Source organism: Ruminococcus sp. 1001136sp1_2201st1_G3_2201SCRN_220225 (genome assembly GCF_040924365.1).
Taxonomy (GTDB): Bacteria; Bacillota; Clostridia; order Lachnospirales; family Lachnospiraceae; genus Blautia_A; species Blautia_A faecis.
Genome location: NZ_JBCOME010000023.1, coordinates 16,343 through 31,687 on the forward strand (window position 1 = coordinate 16,343; position 15,345 = coordinate 31,687).

The following is a 15,345-nucleotide window of genomic DNA, read 5'->3' on the forward strand; positions in this document are numbered from 1 at the left end:
CTGTAAAGCTGTATAGCTTCGTCATGGGCGAGCTTACAATGTACTGCATGGTATAAAGTGCTGCCGGGGAAATCCGGCGGGCGGTTCTGGCTTCTCCGGGGCTTGCTTTCTTCAGGCAGTCCCCATCCAGGATCCCATGTGCCTCCTGGGAAAAGAACAGATTCTCTTTTCCGGCGATCTCCTCCCCACAGTTCACACACCGGAAAAGCTCTGGCATCAGCCCCTGCTCCGTCATAGTTCGCAGCTCAAAAATGCACCTTACCAGCCGGTCATCAATTTCCGGATTCAGGAGAGCCTTCACAGTGAGATAAAGAAGATTCATCATATTCTTCTCATCTGTGCCCTCTCTTCCGAAATAATCTGCCAACTCCAGAAAGTAATAGCCATAATAAACTCCCGGCTGTCTGGCGGCCAGCTCCACAAAATGATTGGTCACGGTCACCTGGTTCAGATTGTAGCTGCTGCGCCCTTCATACAGGGTGAAATTCCCGAACACAAAAGGATTGGCAGCTGCCATAAACGGACTGTTCTGCCGTCTGGCGCCCTTGGCGAAAGCGGAAATCTTCCCCCTCTCCCTGGTAAGAAGCACGATCCGCTTGTCATACTCTCCCACAGGCTGCGCAGAAAGTACAATTCCCTGTACCGTGATCAGATCACTCATATTCAGATTTCCTTCTTATCATATCCAAAGTTTTTGATCATAAAATCACTGTCACGCCAGTCTTTTTTCACCTTTACCCAAAGCTTCAGGTTTACCTTGGAGTCCAGCATACGTTCCAGCTCAAATCTAGCGTTGCTGCCGATCTTCTTCAGCATGGCGCCGCCTTTTCCAATGATAATGCCCTTGTGGGAATCCCTCTCACAAATAATGGTCGCCTCAATATCCACCATAGGATTTTTGCCCGGACGCTCCTTCATTTTGTCAATTGCCACTGCGATTCCGTGTGGAATCTCAGCATCCAGTGCGTGGAGCGCCTTCTCACGGATCACCTCTGCCACAATCTGGCGCTGGGGCTGGTCCGTTACAGTATCCTCATCATAGAACATGGGTCCATAAGGCAGATATTTCAAAATACTGTCAATAATATCCTCTGTGTTCTGTCCGCGGAGTGCAGAGCAAGGGATAATCTCTGCAAAATCACAGATCTTGCGGTACGTATCGATTGCCGGAAGGATCTCCTCTTTTTTCACTGTATCGATCTTATTAATGATCAAAATGACCGGCACGCCAACGCCCTGGAGCTGCTCTGCAATGTGGCGCTCACCGGCTCCAATGAAGGTAGACGGCTCAACCAGCCACATAATTGCATCCACCTCTTTCAGGGTACGCTCTGCAACGGCTACCATATACTCTCCAAGCTTATTCTTCGCCTTATGGATACCAGGCGTATCCAGAAAAACGATCTGTCCCTTCTCACAGGTATAGACCGTCTGGATGCGGTTTCTGGTGGTCTGGGGCTTCTTGGATGTGATCGCGATCTTCTGGCCGATCAGATGGTTCATCAGGGTAGATTTCCCAACGTTCGGGCGGCCAATAATTGCAACAAATCCGGATTTAAAATCTGGTGTCATTAAAATATATCCTCATCTTTCTTAACTTTTATCAACAGCTTACCAGCGGCTTGGTCTCCATAAATACATCCTTCGCCTTCTCGATTGCATTCTCGCTTCCAACCACACAGAGCTGGTCATCGGAGAGAACTGCCTGGATCAGCGGAGCCAGTGCATGGATATCCTCTACCGTAGCATTCAGGATCTGGTCACGCTCTTTTTGCAGCATCTCCACAGTGAGACCTCGGAAATAAGCCATTCTGCCAAGGGCACCCTGTGTCTGCGGTGTTCTTGGAACATCCTTTCCGCTGATGGTACCGATAATGTATTTGGTCATTTCACGTTCATCCGCTGCAAAGGTACGCACATATTCCGGCACACCCTCATATACTTCAAGAGTTCTGCGAAGATGGGGGTCTCTGTAAGAAACGAAATAACTCTCCCCGCTTCTCTTAAAGCCGCTCATACAGCCATATGCGCCGCCCTTTACACGAAGATTGATCCACAGATAATCATAGCTTAAAGCAACCTTCAGAATTTCCAGGGCACCGGTATAGGTAAAGCCTTTTTTTACAAAGTTACCGGTTCTTGCCACATACTGAACCTGTCCGGAGGTCTTAAAGCCCTCGTTCTTTTTCCTGCAGATAATGGCAGTTTCCGGAACCTCACAGGTACTCTCCGGCAGACTCTCCTTCAGGGCACCGCTTAAGGCCTTCACCTGTTCCACAGACTCTCTTTCTCCGGTATAGCTTACCATGAAGGAATCCTTTCGGATGATCTCTGCCATGGCATTCTGAAGTCCGGCTACGATCTCGTCCTTTTTCTCCTGAAAATTCTTCTCAAGGTCTTCGATAAATTTGTAATAGCCAACGCCTGCCATCTCATCCTGATATTCTGCCATTGGAGAACCGTAGGCAGCGCTGCGGAGTACTGCTGTCTGATGGCCTGCGCCAATCAGGGAAGCCTGTCCTCTGGACCTGATCTCCCCGATAATCTCACCAAGACGTCTGGTATCTGAAAGCTTAGAAGTATTCAGGATTTCTTCCATCATCTGGAACAGGAAATCCATCTGGGAATACAGTGCTTTGCCACGGATGGTAAACATGGTACGGAATGCTTCCGGGTCGTTCGCCTTGTCAAAAACATCTATGCCGCACTGGATACCGCCGGTTCTGGCATTGGTCTCATTAAACAGCTGACCGTAAGTGTAATTCTTTGTATCCACATATCCGAGAACAGACTTCAAAAGTCCAAGATAATGCACCTTCTCAACAGCCATATCCTTAATCTCGAACATAATATTTACATAACCGATTCCATTGGTGCACACATCCTGATACAGGAACAGACTGTTCTCCACCTGAAGCTCTTCGTTGGAAAAACCATTCACTTCTTTGCGGATATCGGAACGCTTCAACATAGGAATGCACTCCAGATCCTCCGGTCTCTCCTCAGACTCCTGGTAAGCCTCAAGGGCTTTTGTCTTTCTTACCATTTCTTCCAGCTGTTCATCGGAAAGGCTGCTTCTGTATGCTTCCAGCCTGTCTGCCAGCTCTTTCTCACGCTGGGCTGCAAGACCGCGCTTCGGCACAAGAGTCAGGATCGCACCATGTGTATTGTCCAGAAGCCATTTCTGGATCAGATTCTCGAAATAGCCTTCATTTACTGCAATTTTCAGCTGATCATAAATCTCCAGAAGCTTTACCTGGGAAAAAGCATTCTCATCATCATAAAGCCAGCTTCCCATAATATCCAGTCCATACATCAGACCTTTTGGAAACTGTCCAAAATCTGCTTCGCGGTAACGGAACTCCATGTAATTGATTCCGGAAAGAACCGCCTTCTTATCAATTCCATTTTTCACAATGTCCTGAAGGCAATTTCGGATAATGGAAACAAATTCCTCCTTCCGGGCAGCTCTGGCACCTTTTGCAATCACGGAGAAATACGGCTGCAAAACACCGTCGCTGTAATCGCCATAAATATCCTTACCGATTCCGGCGTCCAGAAGAGCCTGCTTCAGCGGTGCTCCCGGCGCACTTAAAAGTGCATAATCCAACACATCAAATGCCACACCCAGGGTACTGTCCATGGCATTTCCTACAACCATGTTATAGGAGAGATAGGTGTTATCCTCTTCTTCCTCGTTCTCCGCAATGGGATACTCGATCTGCAGGTCTTTCACCTGGGAAAAAGCTGCCTGCTCCTTAATACTGGAATCAACGTCCAAAGCCTCAAATGCGGACAGATATTTCTCATCAATAAATCGCAACTTCTCTTCCATGTCCATATTTCCGTAAAGGTAAATATAGCTGTTGGACGGATGATAGTAGGTGCGGTGGAAATCCAGAAACTCTTCATAGGAAAGCTCCGGAATATTCTCCGGATTGCCGCCGGATTCCACGCCGTAGGTATTGTCCGGGAAAAGATTATTCATAATCTCTCTGTCCAGCACCTCGTCAGGGGAAGAAAATGCTCCCTTCATCTCATTATATACAACACCATTATAGGTAAGAGGACCTTCCTTCTGCTCCAGATGGTAATTCCAGCCCTCCTGGCGGAAAATCTCCTCCTTCTGATAAATGTTCGGGTAAAAAACCGCATCCAGATAAACGTGCATCAGATTCTGGAAATCCTGGTCATTACAGCTGGCTACCGGATAACAGGTCTTATCCGGGTAGGTCATGGCATTCAGGAAGGTATTCAGTGAGCCTTTTACCAACTCTACGAAAGGATCCTTCAGCGGAAATTCACGGGATCCGCACAAAACACTGTGCTCCAGAATGTGGGGAACACCGGTACTGTTCTTCGGTGTGGTACGAAATGCAATGGAAAATACCTTATTCTCGTCATCATTCTCAACCAGGACCAGTCTGGCTCCTGTTTTTTTGTGGCGGAGCAGATAGCCGACAGAATGGATATCGGTCAGATTCTCTTGCTTCACAATCTCATATGCAGGAATATTCTCTTTTTTCATTTTTTCCTCCAAATAGTGCCCAATCAGTTTGTTTAAACAGCCGATATTGGGATGTATTTAATTCATTTCTTCAATTATGCCGAATTACACTGCACTTAAAAGCTTTATACAATGCAGCTGATAATTCTGGAGCATCTTCATCAGTTACAACAGGCGGTCTCTTAGAGCGTGTTTGAAAAATCATTCCCGCAATCTGCACGCCCCACTTTGCGGGAGATTTCACCCGAATTCGGTTGCCGTAGCCCGCTACGGCGCCCTTATCCGAGCGAAATCTCCCACAAACTGTGACGCACATCTTGCAGAAAGCCTTTTTCAAATACGCTCTAGCCTCTTCAACTTCTTGCATTAGTATAACACACAAAAAAGTATCTTACTACAACAAAATTCTTTTAAAAAGAACCGCCCCTGCGGGCGAATCTGGTAGGATTCTTCCTGCAGGGGCGGTTCTGATTATTTAATTGTGATTGTTAATCCTGTTCTTTTTTGCGGCGTCTTCTGGTTGTTTCTTCGATTGCGAGAGCTGCAACAAAGAACAATGCCATATAGAAGCCGATTGGTGTGTCATCACCTGTCTTAACACCTGTGGAGGTGCCTGGGGTTGGTGTAGGAGTTATGGTCTCCTCAGGAGTTACAGTAGGTGTTGCTTCCGGTTGTTTCTGGTTAATGATGGTTACCTCTGCATTGAGATTATTTTCATCAAACAGTACATTTCCATTTTCAACAGTTACTGCATATCTGAATCCGTCTGTACCACCTACCAGATTTCCTTCTGCATCTGTCTCTGCAACATAGAGCGTAAAGGATTCATCCGGTATTACAACTGCCTGTGTACTCTCAGATACTGTGGAGCCGCCTGCAAGATCAAGTGTCAGGATATTCTTCTCTGTTCTTGTGGAAAGAGTTGTGCACTCTTTGTCATCAAAGATACCTGCATAGAAAATCTCATCACTTTCCAGGGCATTTCCATCTGCACCAAGAAGCTTCTTGGTTACATTCAGAGTCGCGATCTTGTAGAATCCATCCGGCCATTCGCTGAACTGGTTCTCGAATGTGATGCTGCTCTTTGCGCCATCCTCAGTTACGGTGATTGCCTGTCCCTGTGGATAAACCGGTACATAAACCTTTTCATCCGGCGTCATGCCTGAATCAATTGCTTTTCCGGTTACATCTGTCTCACTTACATAGTAGGTTCTTCCAAGATCCAGATTGGTAAAGGTAACTGTGGAAGAAGATGCATTCTTAAACTCAAGTGCTTTTACATCAGAAGCAGGAATTGTGCATTCTGCATCTGCGAAAAGTGCTGCGTAGAAGGTCATATCCTTAGCGCCTGCAAGTGCATCGTTCAGCTTCAGTTCCTTGGTGATCTCAATAGCAGCAGTCTTGCCCTTTGTCATGGCATCCTTCATCTCAACTGCATTTTTGGTGTCATCTGCATCAACAGTGAAGGTGATCGGCTCTGCGATCTCATATCCTGATGGTGCTTCTGCCTCAACCAGTTTGTAGGTCTTGCCAAGAACAAGTTTCGCTGTGATCACATGTGGTGTACCATCTGAGGTCCACTCTTCCACAACCTTATCCTGGTCATCTACTACCTGAAGTTTTGCTCCTGCAAGAGCTTTCAGGGTGGTGTCGTCTACCTTGGAAATGGTAACCTTGGTAGTATCGTTGACAAATTTCATGGCTGTCTCAGTGTAATCTTCTCCATTTACCTTGGTGGTAAGCTTCAGAGTTCCGTCACGGTTGTCTTGTACATTTACAGTTACTGTATAAACAGTTTTGTCGTATACGTAGGTGTCTGCCTCTGATGGGAGCTTTTCGTTTACGGTGTAGGTAAAGGTCTTGCCAGCATCTTTCTCTGTATAGGAAAGCTTGCTGAAGCTGATCGCACCTTTCTCGTCGTTCTTAACTGTCTCAATTACCTTGCCATCTGCATCTTTCAGTTCGAATTCGAAGGTTCCAAGCTGCTCAGCTTCTACCTTCATGGACTTCTGGGCTTTCAGTTCAAGGTCAGCGGAAGCGCTGTAGGTATTCGTGAAGGTAACTGCTCCAGTGAGGTCTTCACTCTTTACAGGTTCGCCGTTCTTTGTGACAGAAGTAACTTTCGCTGTTAACTTGCCTGCATTGTCGTCTGTTACGTCTACTTTTACAACGTATTTGCTTTCATCATACTGGTATGCCGGTTTCTCATCTTTTACTTCGGTGATCTGGTAATAATGGGTTCCGGATTCCTTGTATGTGATGATTGGGAATGTGATGGTGCCGCCGTCAGCATTCTTCACAGTTTCGTTGTAACCATTTTCTACTGCCTTTCCATCTGCATCCATTTCTGTTGCCTGGAAGCTGAACTGCTCTGCTTCCAGTGTCTGGCCTTCCAGAGTCTTGGTTGCACCAAGAGCGATCTGACCAGATGTGGTGTAGGTGTTGGTAAATTCCATACCTGTTACAGTGGCATCCTCAGAGGTTGCCTTGGAGGAATGGATGACTGGGGTTACGGTTAAGGTACCGTTGCCTGCATCTGTTACGGTTGCGTTGATGGTGTAGATGGTGTCGTCGTAGGTGTAACCTGCTGCGTCACCTTTCACCTCATTTACGGTGTACTGGTATTCGCCGGTATCATCTACTTTCTTATCTGTGTTGTCTTTTACAAGGCTGTACTTGATTTCGTCAAAGGTTACGTTTCCGTCAGCATCGTTGGTCTTGGTCTGAAGAACAGTGCCATCTTTGTCGCGAAGTTCGAATGTAAACTGACCTTCTGTAAGTGGTGTCTCTGTGGTTGTCAGAGTCTTCTTAGCTGTCAGGTTCAGACTTCCGGATGCGGAGTAGGTGTTCTTCATCTCAACTTTGTTGTCGATGTCATTCTCACTTACAGTAAACTCAACAGGATCTGCCAGGGTATAACCAGCTGGAGCGGATTTCTCGACTAACTTGTAGGTTTCGCCGAGGATCAGTTTGCCAGTGATTACGCGTGGGTTGTCCTTAGTTGAAGTTGTCCAACTATCGATTACCACGCCGTCCTTGTCCTGGATTTCGAGTACTACGCCTGAAAGCTGATTGCCAAGGGCGTCTACTTTGGTGATGGTTACCTTGGTGGTGTCATCTTCTACCAGGTATACCTTGTTACCATCTGTATCTGTTGTAGTTTTTGCATTGGTTTCAATAGTTCCATCTTTTTTAACAGTAAACTCAATATCTGTTGCATACTTATAACCAGCAGGAGCTACTGTTTCTCTAAGAATATAGCTCTTTCCAGCTTCAAGTTTAGGACCAAAGTCGTGAGTTTTACCTTTTTCAGAAACCCACTCATCTACAGTCTTACCTGTTTCCTTATCAATTACTACAAGATGAGCACCTTCTACCTCTTTACCACTTCCAAGTTCTACTTTGTTGACATTGAAATGAAGTTTAGCATCTACCAGAGTCAGTTTATTGCCAACTATTGTTTCGTTGTCCACTGTAATAGTTCCATCAGCTTCTACTTTAAAGGTAATTGGATCTGCTGCAACATAACCTGTCGGAACGTTGATTTCCTCCAGTATATAAGTGTTTCCTGCAATCAGCTTCCCAATAATATCATAACTGGTTTCATCTGTCTTCCAGCTTGCTACTGCATTTCCATTACTATCTTTTACAGTAATCTGAAGTTGCGCATCTTTAACTGGGTTGCCTTTGTCATCGACTTTATCAACAATTACTGTGGTCGGTGTATTGATTACATCATAATCGCCAATTCCTTTTGTAGTGATATATCCGTCTACTTTATCCTCTGTTATGGTGTATTCAATTTCCTTTCCTTTTTCGTATTTCGGCTGATCTGCAAATTTCCATTTCCAATCGTCTGCCTTTGATACGGTCTTGGAAGCAACCAATTTGCCATTTGCATAAAGGTTAATGGTAATAGTTTCTGGTCTGATGTCTGCATTGCCATTGTCATTCCAGGTCTTGGTTCCTTCGATATCTACAGTTCCCGGTTTATGGGTATTTGTGATGTTGTTCTTGTTACTTGCATCGTAGGAAGTCTCATAATCTTTTACCGGGGTTTCTGCCACACGGTACGTGATCTTCTGCTGGTTCTCATACTCCGGAAGGTTTCCGAAGCTGTAGCTCCAGATATCACCGGCTGTATTTGTCCAGGTTGCCTCTTTCTCTACCGGCTCTTCTTTTCCGTTTCCGACAGTCCTGTAGAGCTTCAGCTCCACTTTCTCAGGTCTCAGACCGTCCTGGTTGCTGTTGTCATCCCAGGTCTTGGTTCCGCTGATCTTCACGGTTCCAGGCTTATGGGTATTTGTAATGTTGTTCTTGTTGGTTGTATCATAGGAAGTCTCATAGTCTTTTACCGGAGTCTCCTCCACACGGTATGTGATCTTCTGCTGATTCTCATACTCCGGAAGGTTTTCGAAGCTGTAGTTCCAGGTGTCACTGTTGGTATTTGTCCAGGTTGCTTTCACTCCCTGTACCAGTTCTTCATCTCCAGTGCCGACTTTCCGGTAAAGCTTCAGTTCCACTTTCTCAGGTCTCAGACCGTCCTGGTTGCTGTTGTCATCCCAGGTCTTGGTTCCGCTGATTTCTATTGTTCTTTTTTCTTCCTCATTAGTAATAGAAACTGCCTGTTCTTTCTTACCTTCTGACAAAACAACATCCGTTTTCTGATAAGTTACAGTATAGTTGATACCATTAACATTCGCCTTGCCATCCTTATCTAATGTAAGAATATTACCCTGTGCATCGGTTTCGAATACATAATATATAGTTTCATTTTCTTCACCAAGCGGAAGATTGTTAAATACGACTGATTCAGTTGTTCCAGTTGTAGTACCTGTCAAAGTCAAACTCTTGACTGGTGAATAACGAACAAACTTATTATTCTCATTCCTTGTAAATACTGCGAAATAAAATGTTCTTTCTGTATTCTCAGATTTAAAGGTTTTATTAACTGTAATTTTTCCAGATTCTGGTGTTTTAACCCATACACCAACCTTTGCTGGCTCTGCGATCAAAATACCAGAGGTTTTTCCTTCATCTGTATAACTATAAGCAAAACTATTCCATGCAATATTACTTTCCCCAGTATTTTCTACATATTCCGGAACTTTACCATTAAACTGGATTGTAACAGTCTTTCCTGCTGGAAGTTTGAAATCTGCTGGGAACTGGAAGCGAATCAGTCGATCTCCAGCCTGATATTCATTATGCCATTCTACTGTATCGTTATCCTTTTCAGTAGACCATTCTCCAGCACCATCTCCAATTGTTGTTGACGCATCACTTGAGAATTGTACCGTAACACCCTTAATAGTTGAGCCATCTGCACTTACTACAAGACCTCCATTGTAAGATACTTCAAAAGCACTTCCTCTTCCATAACCAGCAATTACACCAATATCTCCTACATATGGAAGGCGATCGATTACAACCATATTTGCAATTGTTGTAGTAGTTGCTTCATTCTTTACATTCAAGGTATATGTTACATCTTCTCCCTGCATGCCTTCCACATAGTTTTCTGGCATTGGACGGTCACCACTTCCGGTATCATCCTTCGGATCCTTCTTATGATTTGCATGTCTATTATATGCAATAGTCTTTACAGAAGATGTTGCTACACTGGAAAGTGTATAAGATGCGGAATCCTCATATTCCTTATCAAAATCATCCTCACCTGGAACAGTTCCTGGCTCTGTATATCCATGAACAGTCAATTTAGCATGGTTTGTATAGATACCATCCTTAGAATCATCGGTGGATCTTATACTGGTGGCATATTTAATTTCAAGATATTCGCCAGGCTCCAGCTTAAACTCGCTATTCTTTGCCGTGTCAAAATTCCAAGCAATTGTTCCCACTTCAGTGTCTATAGTTGGTTCAACAAATGGAATTTCACGACGTAATGTTCCATCACTTTTACTATAGACTATCATAGTATTTTTATATTCACCATTTTTAGATTTCTGATACTGATATCCGCTAGGTAACGTATCCAGAATAGAATAATTAGTGAGTGCCGCACCTCCGTTTCCATACGTATCATTATTAATTACAAGTTTCCATACAATCTTACTTCCAGCAGTTCCACCAATAGTGGTCAACTGACCATTATAATCTTCTCCTCCTGCATAACATCCTTCAGCAGCCTTTTCGAAAGAAATATGTGTAGTATCTTCTTCTATTGTGAAGTTATCACTGTCACTTGTTTCTGTTCCTACTTTTCCTTCTGAATTAATAAATGGTTTCGTTGCCTTTAAAGTAGCTGTATTTTTGAAAGTTTCAAGGACAAGGGAATCTTTAGAATCCTTCAGTTTCTTATATATTTCTTCGGCTTTTTCTCTTGTCAGTCTCGCCTTATAAAAGATTATTAAACTAATTTTTTCATCGTTATTTCCCTGAACTGCTTTCGAAAACTTAGTTGTTATAGTATTTCCAGAAACACTTACCGAAACTTTTCCCCAGCTGTTTTCTGATTCCCAGGTGTATTTGTTTTTATCTGTTCCAACTTTCACAAGAACATCTTTTGTCTCATCATATTTCGTCCATTCCAGTCCTTCTGGCAAAGTATCTGTAACTACAAAATCATCCGAAACTTGGCTTCCACTTTTTTCTGAAAGATTTTTTACAACTACAGCATAAGGTATTATAAGTTTATTCTGCAAATCCTCTACACTGCTATAATCATCTGGATTTAAAGAAATAGACTTATTCAAATTATCTGGTTCAAAAGAATTTCCCTCGCCCAGACTTCCGCCTGCATATTTAAACACATCCAGTTTTCCATCTGCGCTCCCATATTCCACAGAAGTCACAGGCTCACGTCCATTAATTGAAACCTGATTATACGAATCTTTAAAATTATCTTTCAGTTTCAATTTGTAAGACAAAACCAGTTTTCCCTTCGGTTCAATGCAGAAGCCATCTATTTTTTTAATCACATCCGCATTCTTTTGCGAATTTTTATTAGATGTAATCAGGAAACTAAAATCTTTTACATCCCACTTATTTATAACCAATTCATCGCCTTTATTAATTCCTTTTACACCTTCGGCTTCTTCCACTGTTAAAATTAATTGATAATTATTATTTGCATCATCTACTTGATGCGTTGTATCACTGCTATTATCCTTATTTACCAGAGTGTCTTTTCCATATACTTCTGTGATATTACTCTCTCCAGTATTGGTAATGGTAATTTTATAAGTAAGAACATCCCCTCTTGAAACAATTCCTGGATTAGGCAAAGGATTTCCATCTTTATCATATACTACTTTTGTTTCCGTAATGTCCCCTTGACTTGGTTCTACTACAACCTCAGAATCTGATTTATGATTTTCATCGATTTCTGCTGTATTTTTAACTTTAACAAAGCCAGTCTCTACTTTCGGCATCGTCGCCCAAACATTAACGGATGCAGATTCACCAGCATTAAAAGTTCCAACGGCCTTAAATATAACTTTTGTAATTTTCCCGTTTTCGTCTTTTTCATAAACTCTTTCAATAGTGACATCGTTAGGTTTATTTTCCACGAATTTATCACTCTGTTTATTTTCTTCAATGGTAATTCCATTTGGAATATCCCAAAATGCCAATGGCTCATTTTCTGTTAATACAGATGAACTAATTCCAGTATTTTTTACTGTAATTGTATATTTTACAAGATCTTCGGAATCAGCCAAAGTTCTGTCAGCTGTTTTGGTAATATCAAAATTGCGGGAATTCTTATGTACGGTTACTTCACCCTTTACAACATGCTCCCCTTTAATCACCTGTGCAACATTTTTGAAACTCTCTTCTGTTGAATTACTTTTCAGCTTAACTGGAACTTTGATGGTAACACTTCCGCCAGGTTGTATATCCGCCAAAGTGCCTGCAATTTCACCAGTAACTGAATCATAAGTGACCTCGCTAGTAAAGCTGCCACCCTCAATAGTTACCTTTGCAACCGTACCGTCCAGTTCCATTCCAGCAGGAAGCACATCTGAGAACTTCCAGCCACTAGCCGCTGCAGTTCCTGTATTTTTAATTGTGATGGTATACTCTTCTTTTCCATCTACAATTGGTTCGGCGGAAGCAGTTTTGGTTACTTCCATTTTTTCTTCATCTTTTTTCTGCTTTACGGTATTGGTTTTAGTTGCTTTATCATTATTGATTGTAATCTGGTTTGTAATTTCCTGGGTTTCGTTTTGAACAACTTTCATGAGTACATAGCCCAAAACTTCTTTTCCAGATGGTACACTTTCAAATTTCCAGGTTGCCTTATCTCCAGCTATTTCTGCTGTTGCTTTTATTGGGGAATCTGCTTTTGTCCAAATTCTCTTAGATGGAGTAAATGCATTTCCACCTACATTCCACTGACCATTAGTCGACAATGTATTAAGCTCATCTTCAGTAATAAACGCAAGACTTCTGGCAGGACTAACCTTAGTAAGATCATCTTCAATAACGATATCTGTATCAACGTCTCCGTTATTTGTTGCTTTTACCTGATATAAAATATAATCGCCATAAAGTACATAGCTATTATTTTGATTATAATCATTCCAGTGCCCTGTCTTAGCTGTTTCAACATGCAAAATTGATTTATTATTGCCATAGTCATCCCGAAAATCAATCTCACCAGGTTTCTTAACGAGAACAGTTGCTTCCGCTTTATCAGCAAGCTTAATATCTGCAGAATTATCAATAGGTGAAACTGTTGTTTCTAACTCGTTGTTCACTTCTCCATCTACATAATTTTCTGCAAACTTAATTTTATCTTTGCTTACTATTACTTTTCCAGTCCAGTCATCAAGCTGTTTTTTTGGATCCTCAGAACTAGAACTTTTTGTATATGTAATAGTATATCCCACAACCTTATTCGAATCATTTTCATCATAGATTGAATTTTTCATGTATCCATCCATATTCTCAAAGGAAATAGCGGCATCTGCATCAGCCGCATCAATATACATTCCTTCAGGAAAACGCATTGTATCTGTAATGCTAAAACCTTTCAGCCAAAGATTTCCCTCTTTAATCTCATCGTGATATTCATGCAGAGTAAACTTGAGATCATCTTTCATTACAAAACTTGTTGTAGTGCCAGTAGTTCCAATAGATACATTATCTGCTGTTTTTTTATGATGCCATTTCGGCTCTGCTTCACATTTCAATGAGGCATTCGCTTTGTTTTCTCCATCTACTGTAAAACTAGCATTAATATCATCTTTACTACTGCTTACGCCTTCTGGAAATTTCACTCTCATTTTTATCAACTGAGTAGATCCATTTTCAGTCAATCCTTCAACTTTGATTTTTTGATTGCCATCCGCATCAGTGCTCAAAGTGTATGTTATACCATTTGCAACATATATGTTATTTACAAAATCTGGAAATTTTGCATTCGTCTTTCCAAGATTAATTTCTACGTCAGAAGTAACAATATGATCATTGTTATTAGCCATTCCAATGGATGCAAACAAGTATCCTTCTTTACCAGATTTTATACTGTCAATAGATGCACTACCACTTTCCCCATTTTCCTTAAAAGACAAAGCAACACTAGTAATTACATTTGGATTTGAAGCGCGCGTAATTGTAGTCGTCACGCCACCCACAATTGAAAAACTATCCTGCGTAAAACCCATAGAGGTGATCTCGCCGTCTGCGTTTGTGTTTACGTATTCGGTTACAACTTCGGCCTGTCCATCATTGTCCAGGTGGACAACATCTTTATTTACGACGTCGCCATCAACGGTGCTTTCCTGAATCTGTTTGAAGCTCATATCTACTTTTACATTTCCGTTTTCAGGTTCAATTCTGCTTCCATCGGCGGTCAGGAAATATACATCGTAAAGTACGTACTCAGCTTCCGTATTCTCAGCGTCCAGTCCCAACTGGCTGCTCAGCTGGCTGTTGAATGCTGCTACTGCTGCATTGTAGCGGTCGGTGCCAGGTGCGATGTAGTCCGCTTTGATTTCTGCATCCTGTGGAAGGTTTGCATCTTCCGGAGCTGTTGCTGTAATCACTACACGACTGTCTTCATATCTGAAAGAAGTCTTCGGTGCTTCTGTCGGAGTCGGTGTCTCACTTGGGGACGCGCTGACTTCTGGTGTCGGAGTTGCAGTTGCCTCGGCAGCTGGTGTTGCTGTAGCTTCCGGTGCTGCAGGAGCTTCCGTCACTTCTGCTGCAGGTGCCGCTGTGGGCTCTGTTGCAGGTGTTTCTGTCGGAGCTGCTGCAGGCGCCTCTGTTGGCTGCTCTGCTGGCGCTTCTGTCGGCTGCTCGGCAGGTGCTTCCGTCGGCTGCTCTGCTGGCGCTTCTGTTGGCTGCTCAGCAGGTGCTTCCGTTGGCTCCTGAGCTTGTTCCGCAGCAGGAGTTTCCTGCACTTGCTGAGATTCTTCCTGTTTCTCAGCAACCGGTTCCGCTCCCTCCTCTGTTGCGTATGCTTCTGCTTCGCTTTCAGACGGAGTCGGTGTTGCCGTCGCGTCCTCAACGTAGGTATCGTCTGTTGCCAGAACAGTCAGACTGGACTGCTGGAATATCATAGATACCGCCAGAAGTATGGCAAAAAACGATTTCAGCCTTGAATTCTTTTTCATGTTACAACCTCCTTTTTAAGATCGGGTTTTCCTTTTTTCAGTGTGGTTTTGCAGGCAGAAGTAGCCCAAAATCCATTTTCATCATCATATCACACTGATTTTAAAGGAGCAATAATTTATGATTACCTGAAAAATCCCTGTTTTCTGCTGTTTCACTAAGAAACCCGGCACGAATCGGTCTTCATTTTCGTATTTTTACAGTGTGTACTTTAGTGTACTGTCGTTATTTTCGACTTTTCATTGAAAAAAGCACAT

Annotated in this window: 5 protein-coding genes and 1 pseudogene; 1 reads left to right on the forward strand and 5 read right to left on the reverse strand. The window is 42.9% G+C overall.

What is annotated here, in order from left to right:
• The 4 genes and pseudogenes from recO to AB5642_RS09170 all read right to left on the reverse strand — a co-directional run.
• Positions 1-661: DNA repair protein RecO (gene recO / locus AB5642_RS09155; protein WP_368371554.1), on the reverse strand; the 661-nt coding region annotated here is incomplete at its 3' end.
• A gap of 2 nt (positions 662-663) precedes the next feature.
• On the reverse strand, positions 664-1,572 hold the full coding sequence (gene era / locus AB5642_RS09160) for a GTPase Era (RefSeq protein ID WP_118578648.1): 909 nt from the start codon (positions 1,570-1,572) through the stop codon (positions 664-666).
• Between the two features lie 31 nt (positions 1,573-1,603).
• Entirely contained in the window at positions 1,604-4,528 is a 2,925-nt protein-coding gene (locus AB5642_RS09165; RefSeq protein WP_173719040.1) for an insulinase family protein, read from the reverse strand.
• Between the two features lie 70 nt (positions 4,529-4,598).
• Positions 4,599-4,784, reverse strand: a pseudogene (locus AB5642_RS09170) (DUF6783 domain-containing protein); the annotation flags it as partial.
• On the opposite strand from AB5642_RS09170, the gene AB5642_RS09175 reads away from it, so the two are divergent.
• Complete coding sequence (locus AB5642_RS09175) at positions 4,701-4,877, forward strand: DUF6783 domain-containing protein (protein ID WP_325064558.1); 177 nt, start codon at positions 4,701-4,703, stop codon at positions 4,875-4,877. The pseudogene AB5642_RS09170 and the gene AB5642_RS09175 sit on opposite strands and share 84 nt — an antisense overlap.
• A gap of 118 nt (positions 4,878-4,995) precedes the next feature.
• Here AB5642_RS09175 and AB5642_RS09180 read toward each other — a convergent pair whose 3' ends face one another.
• On the reverse strand, positions 4,996-15,090 hold the full coding sequence (locus tag AB5642_RS09180) for a Cna B-type domain-containing protein (protein ID WP_368371555.1): 10,095 nt from the start codon (positions 15,088-15,090) through the stop codon (positions 4,996-4,998).
• Positions 15,091-15,345 lie beyond the last annotated feature (255 nt).